Annotated in this window: 16 protein-coding genes; 11 read left to right on the forward strand and 5 right to left on the reverse strand. The window is 59.5% G+C overall.

Features of this window, described 5'->3' with window-relative positions; translation table 11 throughout:
* Nucleotides 1-69: 69 nt before the first annotated feature.
* The 7 genes from ribBA to lon all read left to right on the forward strand — a co-directional run bounded on the left by ribBA (nucleotide 70) and on the right by lon (nucleotide 7,950).
* Nucleotides 70-1,224 carry a bifunctional 3,4-dihydroxy-2-butanone-4-phosphate synthase/GTP cyclohydrolase II gene (gene ribBA / locus C8D72_RS13265; RefSeq protein WP_115854895.1) on the forward strand — a complete coding sequence of 385 codons (1,155 nt, stop codon included), beginning with the start codon at nucleotides 70-72 and terminating at the stop codon, nucleotides 1,222-1,224.
* Between the two features lie 111 nt (nucleotides 1,225-1,335).
* On the forward strand, nucleotides 1,336-1,851 hold the full coding sequence (gene ribH / locus C8D72_RS13270) for a 6,7-dimethyl-8-ribityllumazine synthase (protein WP_115854896.1): 516 nt from the start codon (nucleotides 1,336-1,338) through the stop codon (nucleotides 1,849-1,851).
* The gene (gene nusB, locus C8D72_RS13275) at nucleotides 1,848-2,354 is read left to right on the forward strand and encodes a transcription antitermination factor NusB (RefSeq protein ID WP_115854897.1); all 507 of its coding nucleotides are present in this window, start codon (nucleotides 1,848-1,850) and stop codon (nucleotides 2,352-2,354) included. Before ribH ends, nusB begins: the two co-directional genes overlap by 4 nt.
* Nucleotides 2,355-2,439: 85 nt before the next feature.
* Nucleotides 2,440-3,459, forward strand: coding sequence for a thiamine-phosphate kinase (gene thiL / locus C8D72_RS13280; RefSeq protein WP_115854898.1), 1,020 nt, complete (start codon nucleotides 2,440-2,442; stop codon nucleotides 3,457-3,459).
* Nucleotides 3,456-3,929, forward strand: a complete 474-nt coding sequence (locus C8D72_RS13285; protein WP_115854899.1) for a phosphatidylglycerophosphatase A family protein — start codon at nucleotides 3,456-3,458, stop codon at nucleotides 3,927-3,929. The genes thiL and C8D72_RS13285 overlap by 4 nt, the downstream gene beginning before the upstream one ends.
* 96 nt (nucleotides 3,930-4,025) lie before the next feature.
* A complete protein-coding gene (locus tag C8D72_RS13290) occupies nucleotides 4,026-5,354 on the forward strand; it encodes a DUF945 family protein (RefSeq protein WP_115854900.1) in 1,329 nt (442 codons plus the stop codon).
* A gap of 196 nt (nucleotides 5,355-5,550) precedes the next feature.
* A complete protein-coding gene (gene lon, locus C8D72_RS13295; RefSeq protein ID WP_115854901.1) occupies nucleotides 5,551-7,950 on the forward strand; it encodes an endopeptidase La in 2,400 nt (799 codons plus the stop codon).
* Nucleotides 7,951-8,010: 60 nt separating this feature from the next.
* On the opposite strand, the gene C8D72_RS13300 is transcribed toward lon, so the two are convergent.
* The 4 genes from C8D72_RS13300 to C8D72_RS13315 form a co-directional block, all read right to left on the reverse strand.
* Nucleotides 8,011-9,651 (reverse strand): dihydroxyacetone kinase subunit DhaK, encoded by a 1,641-nt coding sequence (locus C8D72_RS13300; protein WP_115854902.1) that lies wholly within the window; start codon nucleotides 9,649-9,651, stop codon nucleotides 8,011-8,013.
* Between the two features lie 87 nt (nucleotides 9,652-9,738).
* Nucleotides 9,739-10,671, reverse strand: a complete 933-nt coding sequence (locus C8D72_RS13305; RefSeq protein WP_115854903.1) for a hypothetical protein — start codon at nucleotides 10,669-10,671, stop codon at nucleotides 9,739-9,741.
* Nucleotides 10,672-10,780: 109 nt separating this feature from the next.
* Nucleotides 10,781-11,929 carry a glycosyltransferase gene (locus C8D72_RS13310; protein WP_170140605.1) on the reverse strand — a complete coding sequence of 383 codons (1,149 nt, stop codon included), beginning with the start codon at nucleotides 11,927-11,929 and terminating at the stop codon, nucleotides 10,781-10,783.
* Nucleotides 11,930-11,947: 18 nt separating this feature from the next.
* On the reverse strand, nucleotides 11,948-12,817 hold the full coding sequence (locus C8D72_RS13315) for a glycosyltransferase (RefSeq protein WP_115854905.1): 870 nt from the start codon (nucleotides 12,815-12,817) through the stop codon (nucleotides 11,948-11,950).
* A gap of 384 nt (nucleotides 12,818-13,201) precedes the next feature.
* On the opposite strand from C8D72_RS13315, the gene C8D72_RS13320 reads away from it, so the two are divergent.
* Entirely contained in the window at nucleotides 13,202-13,594 is a 393-nt protein-coding gene (locus C8D72_RS13320) for a hypothetical protein (protein ID WP_115854906.1), read from the forward strand.
* Between the two features lie 111 nt (nucleotides 13,595-13,705).
* On the opposite strand, the gene nudE is transcribed toward C8D72_RS13320, so the two are convergent.
* Nucleotides 13,706-14,290 (reverse strand): ADP compounds hydrolase NudE, encoded by a 585-nt coding sequence (gene nudE, locus C8D72_RS13325; protein ID WP_115854907.1) that lies wholly within the window; start codon nucleotides 14,288-14,290, stop codon nucleotides 13,706-13,708.
* A 180-nt stretch (nucleotides 14,291-14,470) separates the two neighbouring features.
* On the opposite strand from nudE, the gene C8D72_RS13330 reads away from it, so the two are divergent.
* The 3 genes from C8D72_RS13330 to C8D72_RS13340 all read left to right on the forward strand — a co-directional run bounded on the left by C8D72_RS13330 (nucleotide 14,471) and on the right by C8D72_RS13340 (nucleotide 17,628).
* Nucleotides 14,471-14,863 carry an RNA-binding S4 domain-containing protein gene (locus C8D72_RS13330; protein ID WP_115854908.1) on the forward strand — a complete coding sequence of 131 codons (393 nt, stop codon included), beginning with the start codon at nucleotides 14,471-14,473 and terminating at the stop codon, nucleotides 14,861-14,863.
* 82 nt (nucleotides 14,864-14,945) lie between these two features.
* A complete protein-coding gene (gene hslO / locus C8D72_RS13335; protein ID WP_115854909.1) occupies nucleotides 14,946-15,833 on the forward strand; it encodes an Hsp33 family molecular chaperone HslO in 888 nt (295 codons plus the stop codon).
* 238 nt (nucleotides 15,834-16,071) lie between these two features.
* Nucleotides 16,072-17,628 carry a phosphoenolpyruvate carboxykinase gene (locus tag C8D72_RS13340; RefSeq protein WP_115854910.1) on the forward strand — a complete coding sequence of 519 codons (1,557 nt, stop codon included), beginning with the start codon at nucleotides 16,072-16,074 and terminating at the stop codon, nucleotides 17,626-17,628.
* Nucleotides 17,629-17,731 lie beyond the last annotated feature (103 nt).

Here is a 17,731-nt window from a genome sequence, read left to right on the forward strand (position 1 = left end):
CCGGTCGCGAATGTTGATTTCCATCCCAGCTACCCTGCATCGAAAGGAGCGGCTTAGCCGGCAAGCGTTATGAGTCAGTCAACGGGCAACTTCGCTTCCGTGGAAGCGCTGATTGAAGATATCCGTCAGGGCAGTATGGTCATTCTCATGGATGACGAGGACCGTGAAAATGAAGGCGACCTGATCATGGCCGCCGAGTGTGTGGAATCCTCGCACATCAATTTCATGGCCCGTTATGCCTGTGGTCTGATCTGTCAGCCCATGCTGCGCGCGCGCTGCGAGCAGCTTGGCCTGTCGCTGATGGTCAATGATAATGGCTCCGGCTTTGGTACCCGCTTTACGGTGTCCATCGAGGCGGCCACCGGCGTCAGCACCGGTATTTCAGCCGCTGATCGGGCGCGCACGGTACGTGCGGCCGCCGCTCGTGACGCCAGGCCCGGCGACGTTGTCCAGCCCGGCCATATCTTTCCGCTGATGGCGGAAGCCGGCGGCGTGCTGCGCCGGGCCGGCCATACCGAGGCGGCCTGTGATCTGGCCGCCATGGCAGGTTTCGAGCCGACCGGGGTGATCTGCGAGATCATGAACGAGGATGGCACCATGGCGCGGCGCCCGGAGCTTGAGCGCTTTGCGGCCAGCCACGACATCAAGATCGGCACCATTTCCGATCTGATCCACTATCGCATTCACAATGAGCAGACCGTTGAACACGTGGAGTCACATCCGGTAGAAACGGATGCCGGCCCCTTTCAGCTGCACTGCTTTCGTGACCGGATTCAGGGCTCTCATCACCTGGCCCTGGTCAAGGGCTCGCCCGAGAGCGATCAGGCCACGACCGTGCGCGTTCATGTCGCTGATGCCATGCGCGACCTGCTGGGGCTGCGCGGCAATGGCCATCAGAGCTGGTCATCGCGCGATGCACTGGAAGAGATCGCGGCCAGCGAGACCGGCGTGCTGGTACTGCTTGGCGATCAGCGGGGCATGACGGACTTTCGCGATCAGCTGGATCTTTTTCTGGCACGGCGTCCGCGGGCTCAGGACCCGCAGACCGATGGTGCCGGCAACTATTTGAGTATCGGCACCGGGGCGCAGATCCTGCGCAGCCTGGGGGTCGGTCGAATGCGTCTTTTAAGCTCGCCCTGGCGGTTCTCGGCGCTGGCAGGGTTTGGTCTTGAAGTCATCGAACAGATCAGCAGCGTTGATGACAGCCGCACGGCGCGGCACTGACAATAGCAACCAATGGCAACGACAGGTTTCCGGAAGGGCCCGAAAGTGACGGGCTCGATGGCTTACATTACACGCTGATGCGTTTTATCAGAGATAACAGGAATTCATGACATGCAACCGATTGCACAACTGGAAGGGCGTTTCAACGAGATCGATGGCCGCTACGTCATCGTGGTCGGGCGCTTCAACCATCACGTGGTCGACTCTCTGGTAGAGGGCGCCGTGGACGCGCTGGTTCGTCACGGCGTTGATGATGCCAATATCGACATTCTTCATGTTCCCGGCGCCTGGGAGCTGCCGCTGGCCGTCAAGCGCGCGCTGACCCGCATTCAGCCGGATGCCATTATTGCTCTGGGTGCGGTCATTCGCGGCGGGACACCGCATTTCGAGCATGTGGCAGGGCAGTGCAATGCGGCCCTCAATCGGCTGCAGCTTGATTTTGATACCCCCATCGCCAACGGTGTCCTGACGGTCAATTCGATCGAGCAGGCCATTGAGCGTGCCGGGACCAAGGCCGGCAACAAGGGCTTTGAAGCGGCCATGGCGGCCATGGAAATGGTCTCTTTGCTGCGTCAGCTGGGCGGCAATGACGCCTCCGATGATGCCGATCACGGGGGTGTGGCGTGACCCAGCAGAAACGGGCCCCTTCAAAGCAGCAGCAGGCCCGAAGGGCAGCACGCGAGCTGACGGTACAGGCGCTGTATCAGTGGGAAATCACGGGGACCTCGATTTCCCAGGTTGAGACCGAGTTTCGCGCCCAGACCGCCGATGATGATCTGGAGCCGCATGAAAACTGGGTTCAGGTCATGAAGATCGCCGATCTGGGACTGTTTCATCAGCTTCTGCACGGCGTGGCCGGACACTGCGGCGAGATGGACAATCTGATCGCCCCGGCCCTGGATCGCAAGCTGGATGAGCTGGATCGCATTGAGCTTTCCATCCTGCGTCTGGGGGCCTATGAGCTGGCGCACCGCCCGGAAGTGCCCTACATCTCGGTCATCAATGAAGGGATTGAGCTGGCACGATCGTTTGGCGCTACCGAAGGGCACAAATACATCAATTCCATTCTTGATCGACTGGCCAGGCAGCTGCGTGAGGTTGAGGTTCAGGCACGCAGGCGCCGTGACTGATCATGGTCTGTCAGGATCATGGCCTGTGCACACCGATCAACATTGATCAGCGCTTTCCTTCACCTGTCAGGGAGATGCCCGGGCGATGAGCGATGCAGCCACTCCTGGCGAGTTTGAACTCATCAGGCGTTATTTCATGCAGGATGTTGAGCACGCCTGCAGCTCGGATCATGTGTCGCCGTCTCAGGCACGCGCCGGTATCGTACTGGGGCAGGGCGATGACTGTGCACTGCTGTCGCCGTCCCCCGGCCGCCGTCTGGCGGTCAGTGTGGACACGTCGCTGGCTGATGTGCATTTTCCGCGTGATGCCTCTGCAGAGGCGATCGGTCATCGTGCGCTGGCGGTCAATTTAAGTGATCTGGCCGCCATGGGCGCCAGACCGCGCTGGTTTGTGCTGGCACTGACGCTGCCCGACGTTGACGAGCAGTGGCTGGAGGGCTTCGCGCGCGGTCTCTATGGCCTGGCGCGCGAGCATGATATCGCCCTGGTCGGGGGAGACATTACCCGCGGACAGGAACTCTCCATTACGATTACCGTACATGGGGAAGTAGACGATGACAGCGCCATTACCCGTCACGGCGCCCGTCCCGGTGATCTTCTGGCCGTCACCGGGACGCTGGGCAGCGCTCATGGCGGTCTGCGCGCCTGGTTTAACGGACAGCGCGACGAGCGTCACCCGCTGGTAGCGGCCTATCTGCGACCCGCACCGCGTATCAAGGAGGCCATGTCGATTCAGCAGAGGGTCTCGGCGGGCCTTGATATCTCCGATGGGCTGCTGGCCGATCTGGGCCATCTCTGTGCGCGCTCGGGCGTCGGCGCCTGTCTTGACGCCACGGCCCTTCCGCTTGATCAGGCACTGGTAGCCTCGCTGGGGGAGCATGAAGCACTTGAAGCGGCGCTCAACGGCGGTGACGACTACGAGCTCCTGCTGGCGCTGGACCCGGAGCAGGAAGACGCGGTTCGTCAGGCGCTTGAGACGCTGGGCGGCGCGCTGCACGTGATTGGTCGGGTGACAAGCGAGCCCGGGATTTCAGGGGTCGCGTCCACCGGGCGGGGCTGGCAGCACTTCCATGCAGCAGATCACGGCACGGGAGCCTCACCATGAACCGTGCACCTGCAAGCGTCTGGCGTCGTCCCGTCCACTTTCTGGCCTTCGGGCTTGGCAGCGGCGCCGCCCCCTTTGCTCCGGGCACCTTCGGCACCCTGGCAGCCATTCCCTTTTACTGGCTGATGTCGACACTGCCGCTGGGGATTTACCTGGCGGTACTGGGTGTGGCCACCATCATCGGTATCTATCTGTGCGATCGCACCTCGAAGGATCTGGGGGTGCATGATCACTCGGGGATCGTGTGGGACGAGTTTGTCGGCTACTGGTTGACCATGGCCGCCGTACCCTTTTCCTGGCAGTCCGCCCTGTGGGGGTTTGTCATTTTCCGGGTCTTTGATGTCATCAAGCCATGGCCGGTGCGGACGGTGGATCGCCGTGTGGCGGGCGGCTTTGGGATCATGGCTGATGACGTTCTGGCCGGTATCTACGCCTGGAGTGTAATGCACGTGTGGCTTTGGCTACATTAATGTTAGCGAAGCACGAGTATTACCACTGTCGAGGCCGCCTGCACGAGTAAAGCTCGTACTGGCCCGGCCTGGCGCGTCGATCTCCAGGGAGTGTTGATGAAAAGGAAAGTGGCAACGTCATTGATGGCCCTTGCCGTACTGGCACTGGTGCTCTGGCTGGGGGCACTGGCCTGGAGCCGCCATGAGGTACAGTCCCGCATGGCCGAGCAGGTCGCTGACATCAATGCGCTGTCGGGGGTTCGTGCCATCAATGCTGTTGAGGATGACGGCTTTTTTTCCTCTCGCGGAACGCTCAGGGTCATTACGACCGACCGTGAGGCGAACACGCCCGCCGCCGTCATTGACTGGCGCGTCGCCTATGGCGTCCTGAGCACCCGCTTTTCAGGCCGTGGCGATATTGAAATCCGCCCCGGCACGGCACTGCTGGCCGATGAGTTATCCGATGGTGATCGAGTCGATTTCGATGCCCGGATCAAACATCTGAGCCATGATCTGACGCTCAATGCCATATTCCCCGAAAGCCTGCACTATCAGGACCAGGGCATGACGTTTCGTCTGGCCGGCGCTCGTATCAGCGTGGTCGACGATGAACAGGGACTGCGTCTTGAGGGGCAGTGGTCCGCGCTGGAGCAGGAAAGCCCCCTGCGTCGTGTGCGTCTGGGCGAGACGCACTGGTCGATGCGCTTCCCGGCTCATGACGACGACGCGTCGGCCGCCGACGGTGACAGGCCCGGTCGACTCGATACCGTGGATATTGAAAGTGCCCGACTGCAGCGACAGGGCGGGCTGCCCCTGACGCTGAGCGATCTGCATATCGAGGGCAGCACCCGTCATGACCAGCAGGAGCTCAGCTATCTGTTGACGGCGCAGCTGGGCAATGCCGCGTTTTCCGAACAGCAGCTGGGCAGTGCCTCGCTTGACGCTGTCATCAGGCGCATCAACGAACAGGCCGCCCGCGCACTGCTGCAGACCGTCGGCCAGGATATCGAGCAGCGCTGGCAGGGCAGGCACGAGCAGGCAGAATCCCAGGCTCCCGTCCCGGCGGATGACGCCGCTGACGTGCAGGATATTGGTGCGCTGATCGCGCCCTGGCAGGAAGCGTTTTTTGCCGTGCTGACCGACTCGCCTCAGCTGGTGGTCAGGAACCTGCAGCTGGAAAGCCCGATGCTGGATCAACAGATGCATCTGGATGGCGAGCTGACCCTGGATGGCACGAATATTACCTCGACTCGCATCGAACGGTTGAGAACGTCCTGGGGGCGAGCAGCCTTCAAGCGCCGGCTTGATGGTCAGTTCACTCTACACAATACGCCACCGCTGCTGGCCCTGATCGCCGGACAGGCGCCCGATCAGGGCACGCTCGAGCTGACCATCCGCAAGGGGGTCTTTCTGATCAACGATGAGCCCTGGTTTTTATTGAACTAGGCTTCTGAGAAGGATAGGGATGCATCAGGAATGTATTGCGCGGCTGCCAGGGGCAGCCGCTGTCGTTTTGATCGGTCAGTGGTTTTCGTGCGTCGGACTTGATAACGCTGTCCGGTGCCCGCATTGCCAGCAACAACAGGTAACGTCGGGTGGCACATCCGGCGAACGGTTTCGATACGGGAGAGCAGGATAGCCCATGAGTGAAGAAGACCAGTCCGACTACACCATCGAGCCCGGTGACGACAACGGCAGCGCCATGACACAGGCCGTGGTACCGGCCAGTGAATATCTGCCCGAACGGCTCTATCTACTGCCGGTACACAATCGCCCTTTTTTCCCAGCGCAGGTCCAGCCGCTGGTACTCAATAAAAAGCGCTGGAGTGACACGCTCGAACAGGTCGGCAATACATCGCACCATATCGTGGGACTGACCTTTATCGGCGATACCGGGGCCGACCCGTCGCCGGACGAGTTCCCGGTCTACGGCACTGCCGTGCGGGTGCACCGCGCCGAAAACAACGAAGAGCAGCTGCAGTTCATCGCTCAGGGGCTGCGTCGTTTCAAGATTACCCGCTGGCTGTCTCAGGAGCCTCCCTATCTCGTCGAGGTTCACTATCCACGCGAGCCGGTCGAGAAGGAAGGTGACGAGACGCGCGCCTATGCGATGGCCATCATCAATGGCATCAAGGAGCTTTTGCCCATCAACCCGCTCTATGGGGAGGAGCTCAAGCACTATCTCAATCGCTTCAGCCCCAACGAGCCCGGGCCGCTGACCGACTTTGCCGCCGCCATTACCTCGGCGCGGGGCCCTGAGCTTCAGTCGGTGCTGGAGACCCTGCCTGTCCTGGAGCGCATGCAGGTGGTGCTGCCGCTGCTGCGCAAGGAGATCGAGGTCGCCCAGCTGCAAAGCGAGATCTCCGAGCAGGTCAACGCGCAGATGCAGGAGCGTCAGCGCGAGTTCTTCCTGCGCGAGCAGCTCAAGGTCATCCAGAAGGAGCTCGGCATTTCCAAGGATGATCGGGAAAACGACGTCGATACCTTCCGCGAGCGTCTGGAAGGCAAGGTCGTTCCCGAGCATGTCCAGGCCCGCATTGATGACGAGCTGGGCAAGCTGTCCGTACTGGAGACCGGCTCGCCCGAATACGGCACCACGCGCAACTATCTTGACTGGCTGACGGCGCTGCCCTGGGGCATCACCTCCGAGGATCAGCTCGATCTCCCCCATGCGCGTCACGTGCTGGATCGCGATCACGACGGCCTGCAGGATGTCAAGGATCGCATCATCGAGTTTCTCGCTGAAGGTGCCTTCAAGGGCGACGTTGGCGGCTCGATTCTGCTGCTGGTGGGCCCGCCCGGGGTGGGCAAGACGTCTGTCGGTCGCTCGATCGCCGAAGCGCTGGGGCGCAAGTTCTATCGCTTCTCGGTGGGCGGCATGCGCGACGAGGCCGAGATCAAGGGCCACCGCCGGACCTATATCGGTGCCATGCCCGGCAAGCTGGTGCAGGCGATGAAGGAGGTCGATGTCGAAAACCCGGTTATCATGCTCGATGAGATCGACAAGCTGGGCCAGTCCTTCCAGGGTGATCCGGCCTCGGCGCTGCTGGAGGTGCTTGACCCGGAGCAGAACGTCGATTTCCTTGATCACTACCTCGACGTGCGCATGGACCTGTCCAAGGTGCTGTTCGTGTGTACGGCCAACCAGCTCGACACTATTCCCGGACCGCTGCAGGACCGCATGGAGCAGATTCGACTGGCCGGCTACATCGCCGAGGAGAAGGTGGCGATTGCCAAACACCACCTGTGGCCGAGGCTGCTGGAACGCGATCGCATTCCCAAAAAGCGCATCAATCTCACTGATGCCGCCCTCAAGCATGTCATCGAGGGTTATGCACGGGAATCCGGCGTGCGCCAGCTGGAAAAGCAGCTGCACCGGATCGTGCGCAAGGCCGCGGTCAAACTGCTGGAAGAGGATCTCGAAACGGTCAAGGTGTCGGTCAACAACCTGGAAGAGTTCCTGGGCGCGCCGATTTTCCGCAAGGAGAAGGTGCTCAAGGGCGTGGGTGTGGTCACGGGCCTTGCATGGACGGCCATGGGCGGGGCAACCCTGCCCATCGAGGCGACCCGGGTGCACGGTCTGCAGCGCGGCATCAAGCTGACCGGCAAGCTGGGCGATGTCATGCAGGAGTCCGCCAACCTGGCCTACAGCTTCGTGCTCGGTCATCTGCAGGAGTTCGGCGCCCAGCCGGGCTACTTCGATCAGGCCTTTATCCACCTGCACGTACCGGAAGGCGCCACGCCCAAGGATGGCCCGTCAGCGGGGGTGACCATGACCACCGCGCTGCTGTCGCTGGCCCGCGGGCAGGACATCAATCGTCCGCTGGCCATGACGGGGGAAATCACCCTGACCGGTCAGGTGCTGCCGGTGGGTGGCATTCGCGAGAAGGTGATTGCCGCCCGGCGCAGCGCCATTTTCGAGCTGATTCTGCCGCAGGCCAACCAGCGCGACTTTGACGAGCTGCCGGACTATCTCAAGGAGGGCATGACCGTGAACTTTGCCCGCACCTATCAGGATGTGGCCAAGGTCGTGTTTGACTGACTGGCCGTCTGAAAGCAAAAGCCGCCCGGTTGGGCGGCTTTTTTTGGCATCGCCTGTGTGTCAGCGTGGGGTGTCGTCGCCGGCCATGGCCTCAAAAAGCCGGGCCACGGCTTCGGCACCCGGATCAACCACGCCGTCAAGCGCCTGCTCCGGCACCAGCGAGGAGCGCCCGGCGCCGGCCTTGCGCATACTGGCGGTTTCATCTGCGCCCGAGCGGGCCGAGCGCGCCGCCGCTGAAAGGTCTTCGCCGTCAGCCAGGGTCTCGATGGCCGGGATCAGCGCGTCCAGCATGGTGCGGTCCCCCTGACTGGCGCCGCCGTAATGCTGCATCCGTTCCACGCCCGCCTGCAGGGCTTTGGGCCAGTCACTTTCTTTTTCGAGCTGCTGCGCAGCACTGGTCATCAGAATCGACAGCAGCACGCCGCTGGAGCCGCCCATGGCGGTGGCAAAAAGATGGCCCAGCTCGCTGGCCAGGCGCGTATCTTCACCGGTAGAGAGCTGGTCCTCATCCAGTGCCTTCAGTACGGCGTTGGCGCCTGCGGCAAAGGTAGCGCCGGCGTCACCATCGCCGACTTTGGCATCCAGCTCATCCAGCGCCTTCTCACTGTTGCGCAGGGTGGTGGCAAGCCGTTTGATCAGTTGGGCCCGTGTCTCATTTTTTTGGCCTTCGCCTGCCGGTGGGCGCTGGCTGAAACGTGGCGAGAAAGTCTCGATATCGTGCACCTTCTCTGGTGTCGGCCAGGCCGGCGCCTGGACAGGGGCGCTCAATGCGTCAAGAGTGGCGTCATCCGCGGGCGCCAGGGTGATGGAAAAGCCGTGCATGTCCAGCGAGGTCATCAGCGGCGCCGGCCCCAGCATCAGCGCCACGTTGTCGCGCCCAAGCTGCTCAAGGCAGGCGCGCTTGAGCACCTGCATCTCCTGCGGTGAACAGCCGCCCAGATTGTTGAGCACCACCACCCATGGGCCATCATCCGGGCGACCCAGTGCTTCTAGCACTTGGGCGACGGCATCATCAGCATTCTCAGGCGTGGTCTGACGGACACCGGGCTCGTTGTGGATGCCCAGCCCCAGTTCCGGCGTCCTGCGAGAAGATGCTTCCTGGCCGGGAAGAGTGGCGCTTGAAAGCGCCATGCCCATGGAGCGCACACTTGCGGCCATGTCACCGGCCGCCTTGCTGATCGCCTGCAGATCATCGCCCCGCTCGGCGCAGTAGCCGGCCATCTTGTGGACCAGCAGGGTGCCGGCCAGCCCGCGTGGCTGGGGTGCCTCCGGCAGGGCCACATCATCGGCCACGATCACTGTGTCAACCTGAAAGCCTTCTTCCCGGGCGCGTTCGGCGGCCAGGCCGAAATTGAGTCGGTCACCGGTATAGTTCTTGATGATCAACAGACACCCTGCTTCCCCACAGCAGGCGCGGATACCGGCCAGGATGGCCTCCACGCCCGGCGAGGCGAAGATGTCTCCGGCCACGGCCGCCGTCAGCATGCCTGGGCCCACGAACCCCGCGTGCGCCGGCTCATGCCCCGAGCCACCGCCTGATATCAGGGCCACCTGCTGGCGGCCGTCGCGATCGGGGTGCCAGTCCGAGCGCATGACGATGCGCGCATCCCGATGATCGGAAAGGGTGACGGCGGCTGACATGGCCAGCCCTTCAAGCAGTTCGCTGACCAGATTGTCCGGACGGTTATAAAAATGATGCATAAAAGGCTCCTTTGAGAGGGCGCTTTCAGCGTAGAGGGTTCCGGGTGGAAACAGGAAGGCGTTATTCGTCGTGAGACGCTATTCGTTTCAGGATCCGGCCGATTCTGCTGCCGGTTCGGGAAAGCGTGGCGTTGGCCAGACGATGGGGGGCTGCTCGCCGCCCGGGTCCAGCGTTCCCGGATGCATTTCGGGGCGGCAGTGCGCCAGTGCCCCTGCCAGTCGCTCCAGCGCGGGCTGGCCGGTCGTGCCTGCCGTCACTTCCTCCCACCACAGGCGATGGACGGCGCGCACCGTGACCGGAACGGAGGGCAGACCCAGCCGCTGCGCCATCGCCAGACGATGCAGTCCACGATTGATCTTGAGCAGATGGCCGTCGCGCGTGACGACTACGCCCAGCGTATCCTTGCCGCGCCCGGTATCGAAGCCATTTTGTGCCATGTCGTCCAGAAAACGCAGGTAAATACCGAGATAAGTCAGAATCTTGTGGTCACTGTCGAGCAGGATGCCTTCGTGGGCCGAGCGCCACGGCTTGCCTCTGACCAGGTGCTTGTGAAGCTCTCTGAAGCGTTCGGTGCGGGTAAGGTCTGCGCGGTTTTCATCCAGATCGCTGATGAACTCATAGCGTGAGCCGTGGCGAAGATCGCCACGGCTGTTGTCCCACTCGCCATCCCAGAGAAAGGCAGAAGAGGAGGGGCGTTTGCCGCCGACGCCCTTGAAGTTCACATCCCGAATCATGCTGCGTGGGTGAATATGAAGGGTCAGGCGATCTCCCAGGCGTTTTTCGATTGAGCGTCTTGGCAAGCCCATTCTTTCAATGCGATCGGCGCCAGGGGCACCCTTCAGCCAGCGCTGAAACAGAAACTCCTCGATGGGGGTACCCACCCGATCCTGGAATCCGGTCTTGAGCCCTTCCTGGAACTGCACGCGACGCATTGCCCAGCGAAGATGTTCGCTGCCCAGATCGGCAAACGCCTTGTCATCGCAAGGCGCAGAGACGTTTTGGGAAGACCTTGAAAGCATGAGCCAGACCAGTGACTTGTATTAAAGGGCGCTGCCAGTAGCGAAGGGAAGTTTATCAGGCCCGCGCACCACGGGCAGTGCAGACATGGCCATTCAGAGCGCTCGTCTTTTATGTCGTGGGCAGTTCGAGGAACTGCTGCATGATGCGGGTGTCACGATAGCGCTCGATCAGCTCCGGGTCCTGCTCCAGTGCCGGGGGGGACCTGAGCCCCTGGCGAATGCCTTCGGCCAGCCCGTCGATCGTATTCTCGACCACCAGACGACGTTGATCATTGATCAGTACATTGCGAATGCCGCCGGGGGCATCCACGGCAACGCAGGGGGTGCCGCAGATCATGCTCTCTGCCAGCACGATGCCAAAGGCCTCGCTCATGGAACTCAGCACGAAAAGGCGGGCATGCTTCATCCAGGGGTACGGATTGGTGCGACTGCCGACGATGTGCACACGATCATGTACGTCCAGTTCATCGACCAGTTGCTCAACGCTCTCCCGCATGGGGCCATCGCCCACAATCACCAGATCTTCCTCGATACCCGAGCGTAGATAGGCGTGGATCAAAAAGTCCTGGCGCTTGACCCTGGACAGTCTGCAGACATGTACCACGTAGGGTCTGGTGGGCAGATCATCAGGCGTCTCATCTGCCATGGCCCTGATGGCTTCTATATCACAGGGATTACCGATCGTGGCCCAATGCGAGGGCGAAATATGATAATGCCCTAGCTGCCTTTCCAGCTGTTCACGGACATTGGGGGTATTGCAGATCACGCGTTTGCCGTTATAAAGACGCCGTAGATAGAAGCCCTTGAGTCTGCTGCCATGCTCCCCGGGCCATGAAACGGTTACCTGCCAGAAGCGGGGGTCCTGCCAGGACCAGATCGTTTCAAAGGCCCCCTGGCCCCGCGCGATAATACGATCGACCGGCCCATGGTCGCGCTCAAGTCGTTCAACGAATTGCCTCAGATAGCGGCCACCGTAATAGCCTCGCCAGATAACACCGGAGCCGGGCAATAGTGGTTTAAGCAGGGTGCGGGTCACCAGATCATACGCCAGCCCGGTGCCGGTGCGGCGAAAGGCCTTGTCAAAATCTTCGTAATGAAGTTTGACGCCGGGGTCCGGCAGTAGCTCGTCTCCGCCCTTGAGCACAAGCACATGCACCTCATGACCGGCTCTGTGGAGGACGTTGGCAAGATTGATGGTGACGCGTTGAATGCCACCGATATTGAGTTTGCGAACGATCAGTAAAACGCGCTGTTTCATGTTGATTTTCATTGGATCTCAATCAAAAAGCAGTTTTTTTACCTCGGGAAAGTGTTCAAGGCAGGCCTTTAATTGCCTGTCGTTGCCATTCTTTTTAATGTTTTCTTCGTGAAGAGCAGATTTGGCCGAAGCTTCAGTTGGTGCAAATTCCATGTTTTTATTGTTGATCCTTATGCACGGGGTTCCTTTTTTAAGTGAGCATATCTTGAACCAGATATCATCTGCAGTAGGAGCAAGTTCTGTAAACAGCTTTGCGTTAAAAACGATGTCATCAAGAGATCCGGGAGGATATAAAACGCCGCTATTTCCTGTAGGCATAAGCTTGTAGCTAGGTTGATTAGCTATGTGAGAGTTTTTGTTTTTGATTAAATTGTAATTTATTTCTTGGGCGCCCGGGGTGCTTTCGCTCCATATGTGCCCTCTATGGCATATGATACAGTTGGGGTGTTTTTGGTGCCCTTCGATTAATCGATCTAACCAGTTTTGGGGATACATGGTGTCATCGTCAGCAGTGACGATCAGTTTTTCGCGATGCTGCTCGAGAGCATGAATCAATTTATTGTAAGATCGATAATCATTTTCAATAAATATAATGTTTAATCCTCTCGATTGTAGCCGCTTCAGGGTTTGAGGAAGATGACCAATCTTTTTTCTGTCTTCTTGAGATATATATAGATAAACGCTGTATCCATCTGTCGTCTGGTGGAATAGTGACTCCAATGTAAGGTAAACATCGTTGATACGCGCAGTGTGTGTAGTTAAAGAAACTACAATTTCTTGGTTTTTAGATTCCAAAGACTTGGAGTTAAACCTGTTTAAAATAAAAAAATAGCATTTTAAATAAAATGCACTTAGCTTGAATAGCTTTCTGTTAATATATCTATGCATACATACGGCTCATTCTAAATTTGAATAAAAAATGAAACTTAGTTCAAAGGCTCGATTTGCACGGGATGAAAAATAACCTTTCGATTTAATGGAGTTTTCACTACACATATTATAGGCCGTAGCCGGTAGTCACCAGTAACATTTCTTGTTTTAAGCTTTACCCGTTGTTGTACATTCCTTTGACAGCTTGCATTTAGTGCCCTAATTTTATGGTCACTTGCCCATTGATGTCCTGCAGGACATCGTAACTGCCTTGCTTGCCCTGAAAGGCAGACTGCAATGAAGTCTGGTGTTCATTGCAGGAAGTATCTGTATACCCGGCGGCGAGGCCCGAATGTGCCCCGCGCACCGGTAATGAAAATCAGAGTCTTGGAGGAAATACCCATGAAGAAAATGATCGCTACTGTTTTTTGTGCCGCTTTCGTGCTGCCTGCCATGTCTGCTGTGGCCTCGACTGAGGCCACTCAAAATGGCGCTGCCAGCGAAGGTCAGGAAATGACCGGTACGGCAGCCACTGAAGCTTCCAGCACCATGGATAACAGCGCGACCAGTGCTGACGCCACACCTACCGGTCAGGGAGGTAACGGTGGCTCGGCTCAAATGAACGATATGGACGGCATGAGCGAGTCCAGCAGCAGCTCGGTGGATAGCCCCGGGGCCCAGAATGCTGATGAGACCATGACCGGGCGGCAGGGACACTCTGCCCAGATGCAGTCCACGGATCCCATTGAAGATGGCGACAGCACTGAGCACGGCGCCAGCCCGTCCAGTAACTGATCCCACTCAGGATTGATGGTGCTTCGTGAGGGGCCCGACAGCATTGGCTGTCGGGCCTTTTGCGTGAGTGGCGCTGCTGATGAGAAGCTCTGCCTCTTCCCGAGTATCGGTTTACCAGAACATGGGGTCAGGCTTTTCCTGTCGTTCACGAAGCCGCTCTCTGGCGATAAAGAGTGCTGCGATGGCACGTCCCTCATGAAAATCGCCGCGCGCCAGTAATGCGCCAATGTCCTCGATGGCATGCTTTTCGACAATCAGCGGTTCGGGCTCATCGCCCGGCAGGCTTTCTTCATAAAGCTGCGTCGCCATGACCACATGAATGCGGTGGGTCATGTAATTGGGAGCCAGCGTCAGTTCAGTCAGGGGTTCGATGACGTGGGCACCATAGCCGCACTCTTCGCGAAGCTCACGATTGGCGGCCGTGATGATGTCTTCGCCCGGGTCGATGACACCCTTTGGCAGCGTCAGAGCATAGTCCTCGATGCCGACCGCGTACTCCTGAATCAACAGGACATGATCGGGGTCCGGCATCGCCACGATCATGACGGCGCCGGCGCCCTGTCCATTGCTGATCAGGCGCTCGAAGGTGCGCTGCTCGCCGTTGGAAAATTCAAGCTCCAGTGCTTCGATCGCAAACAGCCGGCTCTGGGCGATACAGCGCCGCCGCCCGATTTCGGGCTTTCCTGATGGGGACATGTCTTTACCTCCAAAGGCTTTAAGAAACGGGGATGGCGGATACGACGCGGTCTCGATGGATGCCGTACAGATTATCGCATTGTAGTGTTGGCAGCATCTGCCCGGCCCTGCAATGCCTGGGGCTTGAGAGCAGGGCTTTTGCCCCCATATTGGCACTCAGAAACGGTGTGGAGAGATGGCATGAGCGAACAGGTTCGACTCGACAAATGGCTCTGGGCCGCCCGGTTTTTCAAAACCCGGGGGCTTGCGCAAAAGGCCATCGATGGTGGCAAGGTTCACTACAACGGTGCGCGTAGCAAGGTCAGCAAGATTGTAGAGCCCGGTGCACTGCTGATGTTGCCTCAGGGCTGGGATCGCATCGAGGTCGAAATCATCGACGTCAGCGACAAGCGGCGCGGTGCTTCCGAGGCTCAGGCGCTCTATCGTGAAACACAGGCCAGCGTTGAGCGTCGCACTCGTGAAGCCGAAATTCGCCGCATGGACAAGAGCATGCAGCCGCCAAAGGGGCGTCCGGATCGCCGGGCCCGTCGCGATATCCAGAATTTCCAGCGTCACAAGCACGACGACTCCTGACCCTGATGCAGTGCCTCGATGACCGGCTTTCTTGTCATCCTGCCTGCCGCGCCGATTACTCCTTCTCCTTATCGGATGACCCATGGATCATATTCAACGCTTTATCTTTGACGACACCAATGTTCGCGGCGAGCTGGTCAAGGCGGATGACACCTGTCTGGACATCATCAATCGTCACGGCTACCCCGAGGTGGTCAATCGCCAGCTCAGCGAGATGCTGGCGGCCGTCGCGCTGCTGACGGCGACCATCAAGCTGGATGGTGTATTGACTCTTGAGGTCAAGGGCAACGGCCCGGTCAGCCTTTTGATGGCGGAGTCCAACCCCGGCCATGATGACAATGGCCAGCGTTTGCGAGCGATTGCACGGCTGGCCGAGGATCAGCCGCTGCCCGAAGAGGGCGCGACGCTTCAGGCGCTGATGGGCGAGGGGCACATCGTGATGACGCTGGATCCGCATGAGGGCCAGCGCTACCAGGGCATTGTCGCGCTGGAAGCGGAGACGCTGGCGCAGTGTCTCGAGGGTTATTTTGAGCGTTCCGAGCAGCTGCCCAGCCGCCTGTGGTTGTCTGCCTCGAAATCCCATGCAGCCGGGCTGATGCTTCAGACCCTGCCTGAAGATGACAGTCTCAAGGACACCGATGCCTGGCCGCGGCTCAACATGCTGGCCGATACCCTCAAGTCCGAGGAGCTGCTGGAGCTGCCGGCGCGCGATATTCTGGTGCGTCTGTTCCACGAAGAGCAGATCCGGGTGTTCGAGCCGGACCCGATCGGTTTTGGCTGCACCTGTTCGCGCGAGCGCTTTGCCAGTGCGCTGCACCAGCTGGGTCCGGATGAGTTGCGTTCGGTGGTAGAAGAGCAGGGCGAGCTGAGCACGACCTGTCATTTCTGCAACACGGATTACACCTTCAGCGCTGCCGATATCGAGGCGTTGATTGAATCACCCGATGCCCCTTCCCCAACGCTGCACTGATGGATCCTTCTCCCGGGCCAGCGTGCCATGTCTTTTCTTGTGGGCCGGCACGTTGTGCCTTTTCGGTTAATGCTGCCGTGATACATTCTCCGTTTGAAGCGATTTGGTCATAATACGCTTTTCCGGCCGACGGGCGCTGTCTCGCGTGGCGCTTGCCGGTGCGGGAATATAACGCCAGAGGCACATGATAAGTGTCCATGCGCTTAACGAGAGAGAATGGCTTATGCCCGGGATAAACATGACAACGAATATGAGCACTCCCCGTATCAATGCAAGTGCCGCCGAGCTGGTGGAGCATGCCATCTCGCGTGGTGAAGCAAGACTTGCGGCCAACGGGGCGCTGGTGGCGGAAACGGGGCGGCGTACCGGACGTTCCCCTGTTGACCGCTACATTGTCGATGAGCCCTCCACCAGTCACGAAATCGACTGGGGCAACGTCAATCGCCCTTTTGCCGTCGAGCATTTTGACGCGCTGTGGGAGCGGGTCGAAGAGTTTCTGGCCGACAAGGGCGCCTTTGAGACCGAGCTGCACGTGGGGGCTGATCCCGAGCACTACCTGCCGATTCGTGTCATGGCCCAGTATGCCTGGCACACGCTGTTCGCACGCAACCTTTTTGTACGAGCGCAGCCGTTCAACCCGCGTGACAAGCGCGAATGGCAGGTCATGAGTGCGCCAGAGTTTGTCTGTCAGCCCGAGCGTGATCACACCCACTCCGATGGCACGGTCATCATCAATTTTGCCCGTCGTCGGGTGCTGATCGCGGGCATGCATTACGCCGGAGAGATGAAAAAGGCGATGTTCACGGTGCAGAATTTTCTGCTGCCGGAAAAGGATGTGCTGCCCATGCACTGCAGCGCCAACGTTGGCGACAATGGTGAGACGACGCTCTTTTTCGGCCTTTCCGGTACCGGCAAGACCACGCTTTCCGCTGACCCGTCGCGCTATCTGATCGGCGATGACGAGCACGGCTGGGGCGAGGGCACCGTCTTCAATCTCGAAGGGGGCTGCTACGCCAAGACCGTCGACCTGAGCGAAAAGAACGAGCCCATCATCTATCGGGCCATTCGCTTTCCGGCGGTACTTGAAAACGTGGTGCTCGATGCGTCGCGACAGCCTGTCTACGATGACGCCTCATTAACGCAGAATGCCCGCGCAGCCTACCCGCTGGAGCACGTCGACAAGCGAACGGTGGACAATCGTGCCGGCGAGCCCAGTGCCATTGTCTTTCTGACCTGCGACATGAGCGGTGTGCTGCCGCCGGTGTCGATCCTGTCACGTGAAGCGGCGGCCTATCACTTTCTTTCCGGCTATACCGCGCGGGTCGGGTCCACCGAGATCGGTGCCGGCAGTGCACTGGAAGCGACCTTCTCGACCTGCTTTGGCGCGCCGTTTTTCCCGCGCCCGGCCCATGAGTATGCCGAGCTTCTGATCAAGCGCATTGAAGCTTTCGACTCGCATGTCTATCTGGTCAATACAGGCTGGGCCGGCGGGGCCTACGGGCAGGGCGGCAAGCGTTTCAGTATTCCCACGACCCGGGCCATCATCAGTGCCATCCAGAGTGGCGATCTCAAAAATGCCGAGACGGTGACGGTCCCGGGGCTCAACCTGTCGGTACCGGTAGCCGTCAAGGGCGTGGATTCGACGCTGCTTGACCCACGCAAGGCCTGGCAGGATGAAGCGGCCTTTAATGAGCAGGCCCGTGCCCTGATTGATAAATTCATCGATAACTTCAGCCGTTTCGACGGTGTCGATGACGCCATTACCGGTGCCGGGCCGAGTCCGATTCAGAAGTAGAGCCTGCCCGGTCCGGTAACGCCTGCGCCAGAATGCAGATGATCGTGGCGACAGCTTTTGAGCTGTCGCCATTTTTTTACAGTCGATGGCTCTATATCGGGGT

This window comes from Kushneria indalinina DSM 14324, assembly GCF_003385845.1.
Taxonomy (GTDB): Bacteria; Pseudomonadota; Gammaproteobacteria; order Pseudomonadales; family Halomonadaceae; genus Kushneria; species Kushneria indalinina.

What these genes read in the sequence shown, in the direction of transcription:
- ribBA (WP_115854895.1), top strand. Translation starts at nt 70, where the DNA reads ATGAGTCAGTCAACGGGCAACTTCGCTTCCGTGGAAGCGCTGATTGAA.
- ribH (WP_115854896.1), top strand. Translation starts at nt 1,336, where the DNA reads ATGCAACCGATTGCACAACTGGAAGGGCGTTTCAACGAGATCGATGGC.
- thiL (WP_115854898.1), top strand. Translation starts at nt 2,440, where the DNA reads ATGAGCGATGCAGCCACTCCTGGCGAGTTTGAACTCATCAGGCGTTAT.
- C8D72_RS13285 (WP_115854899.1), top strand. Translation starts at nt 3,456, where the DNA reads ATGAACCGTGCACCTGCAAGCGTCTGGCGTCGTCCCGTCCACTTTCTG.
- C8D72_RS13290 (WP_115854900.1), top strand. Translation starts at nt 4,026, where the DNA reads ATGAAAAGGAAAGTGGCAACGTCATTGATGGCCCTTGCCGTACTGGCA.
- lon (WP_115854901.1), top strand. Translation starts at nt 5,551, where the DNA reads ATGAGTGAAGAAGACCAGTCCGACTACACCATCGAGCCCGGTGACGAC.
- C8D72_RS13300 (WP_115854902.1), bottom strand. Translation starts at nt 9,651, where the DNA reads ATGCATCATTTTTATAACCGTCCGGACAATCTGGTCAGCGAACTGCTT.
- C8D72_RS13305 (WP_115854903.1), bottom strand. Translation starts at nt 10,671, where the DNA reads ATGCTTTCAAGGTCTTCCCAAAACGTCTCTGCGCCTTGCGATGACAAG.
- C8D72_RS13310 (WP_170140605.1), bottom strand. Translation starts at nt 11,929, where the DNA reads ATGAAACAGCGCGTTTTACTGATCGTTCGCAAACTCAATATCGGTGGC.
- C8D72_RS13315 (WP_115854905.1), bottom strand. Translation starts at nt 12,817, where the DNA reads ATGCATAGATATATTAACAGAAAGCTATTCAAGCTAAGTGCATTTTAT.
- C8D72_RS13320 (WP_115854906.1), top strand. Translation starts at nt 13,202, where the DNA reads ATGAAGAAAATGATCGCTACTGTTTTTTGTGCCGCTTTCGTGCTGCCT.
- nudE (WP_115854907.1), bottom strand. Translation starts at nt 14,290, where the DNA reads ATGTCCCCATCAGGAAAGCCCGAAATCGGGCGGCGGCGCTGTATCGCC.
- C8D72_RS13330 (WP_115854908.1), top strand. Translation starts at nt 14,471, where the DNA reads ATGAGCGAACAGGTTCGACTCGACAAATGGCTCTGGGCCGCCCGGTTT.
- hslO (WP_115854909.1), top strand. Translation starts at nt 14,946, where the DNA reads ATGGATCATATTCAACGCTTTATCTTTGACGACACCAATGTTCGCGGC.
- C8D72_RS13340 (WP_115854910.1), top strand. Translation starts at nt 16,072, where the DNA reads ATGACAACGAATATGAGCACTCCCCGTATCAATGCAAGTGCCGCCGAG.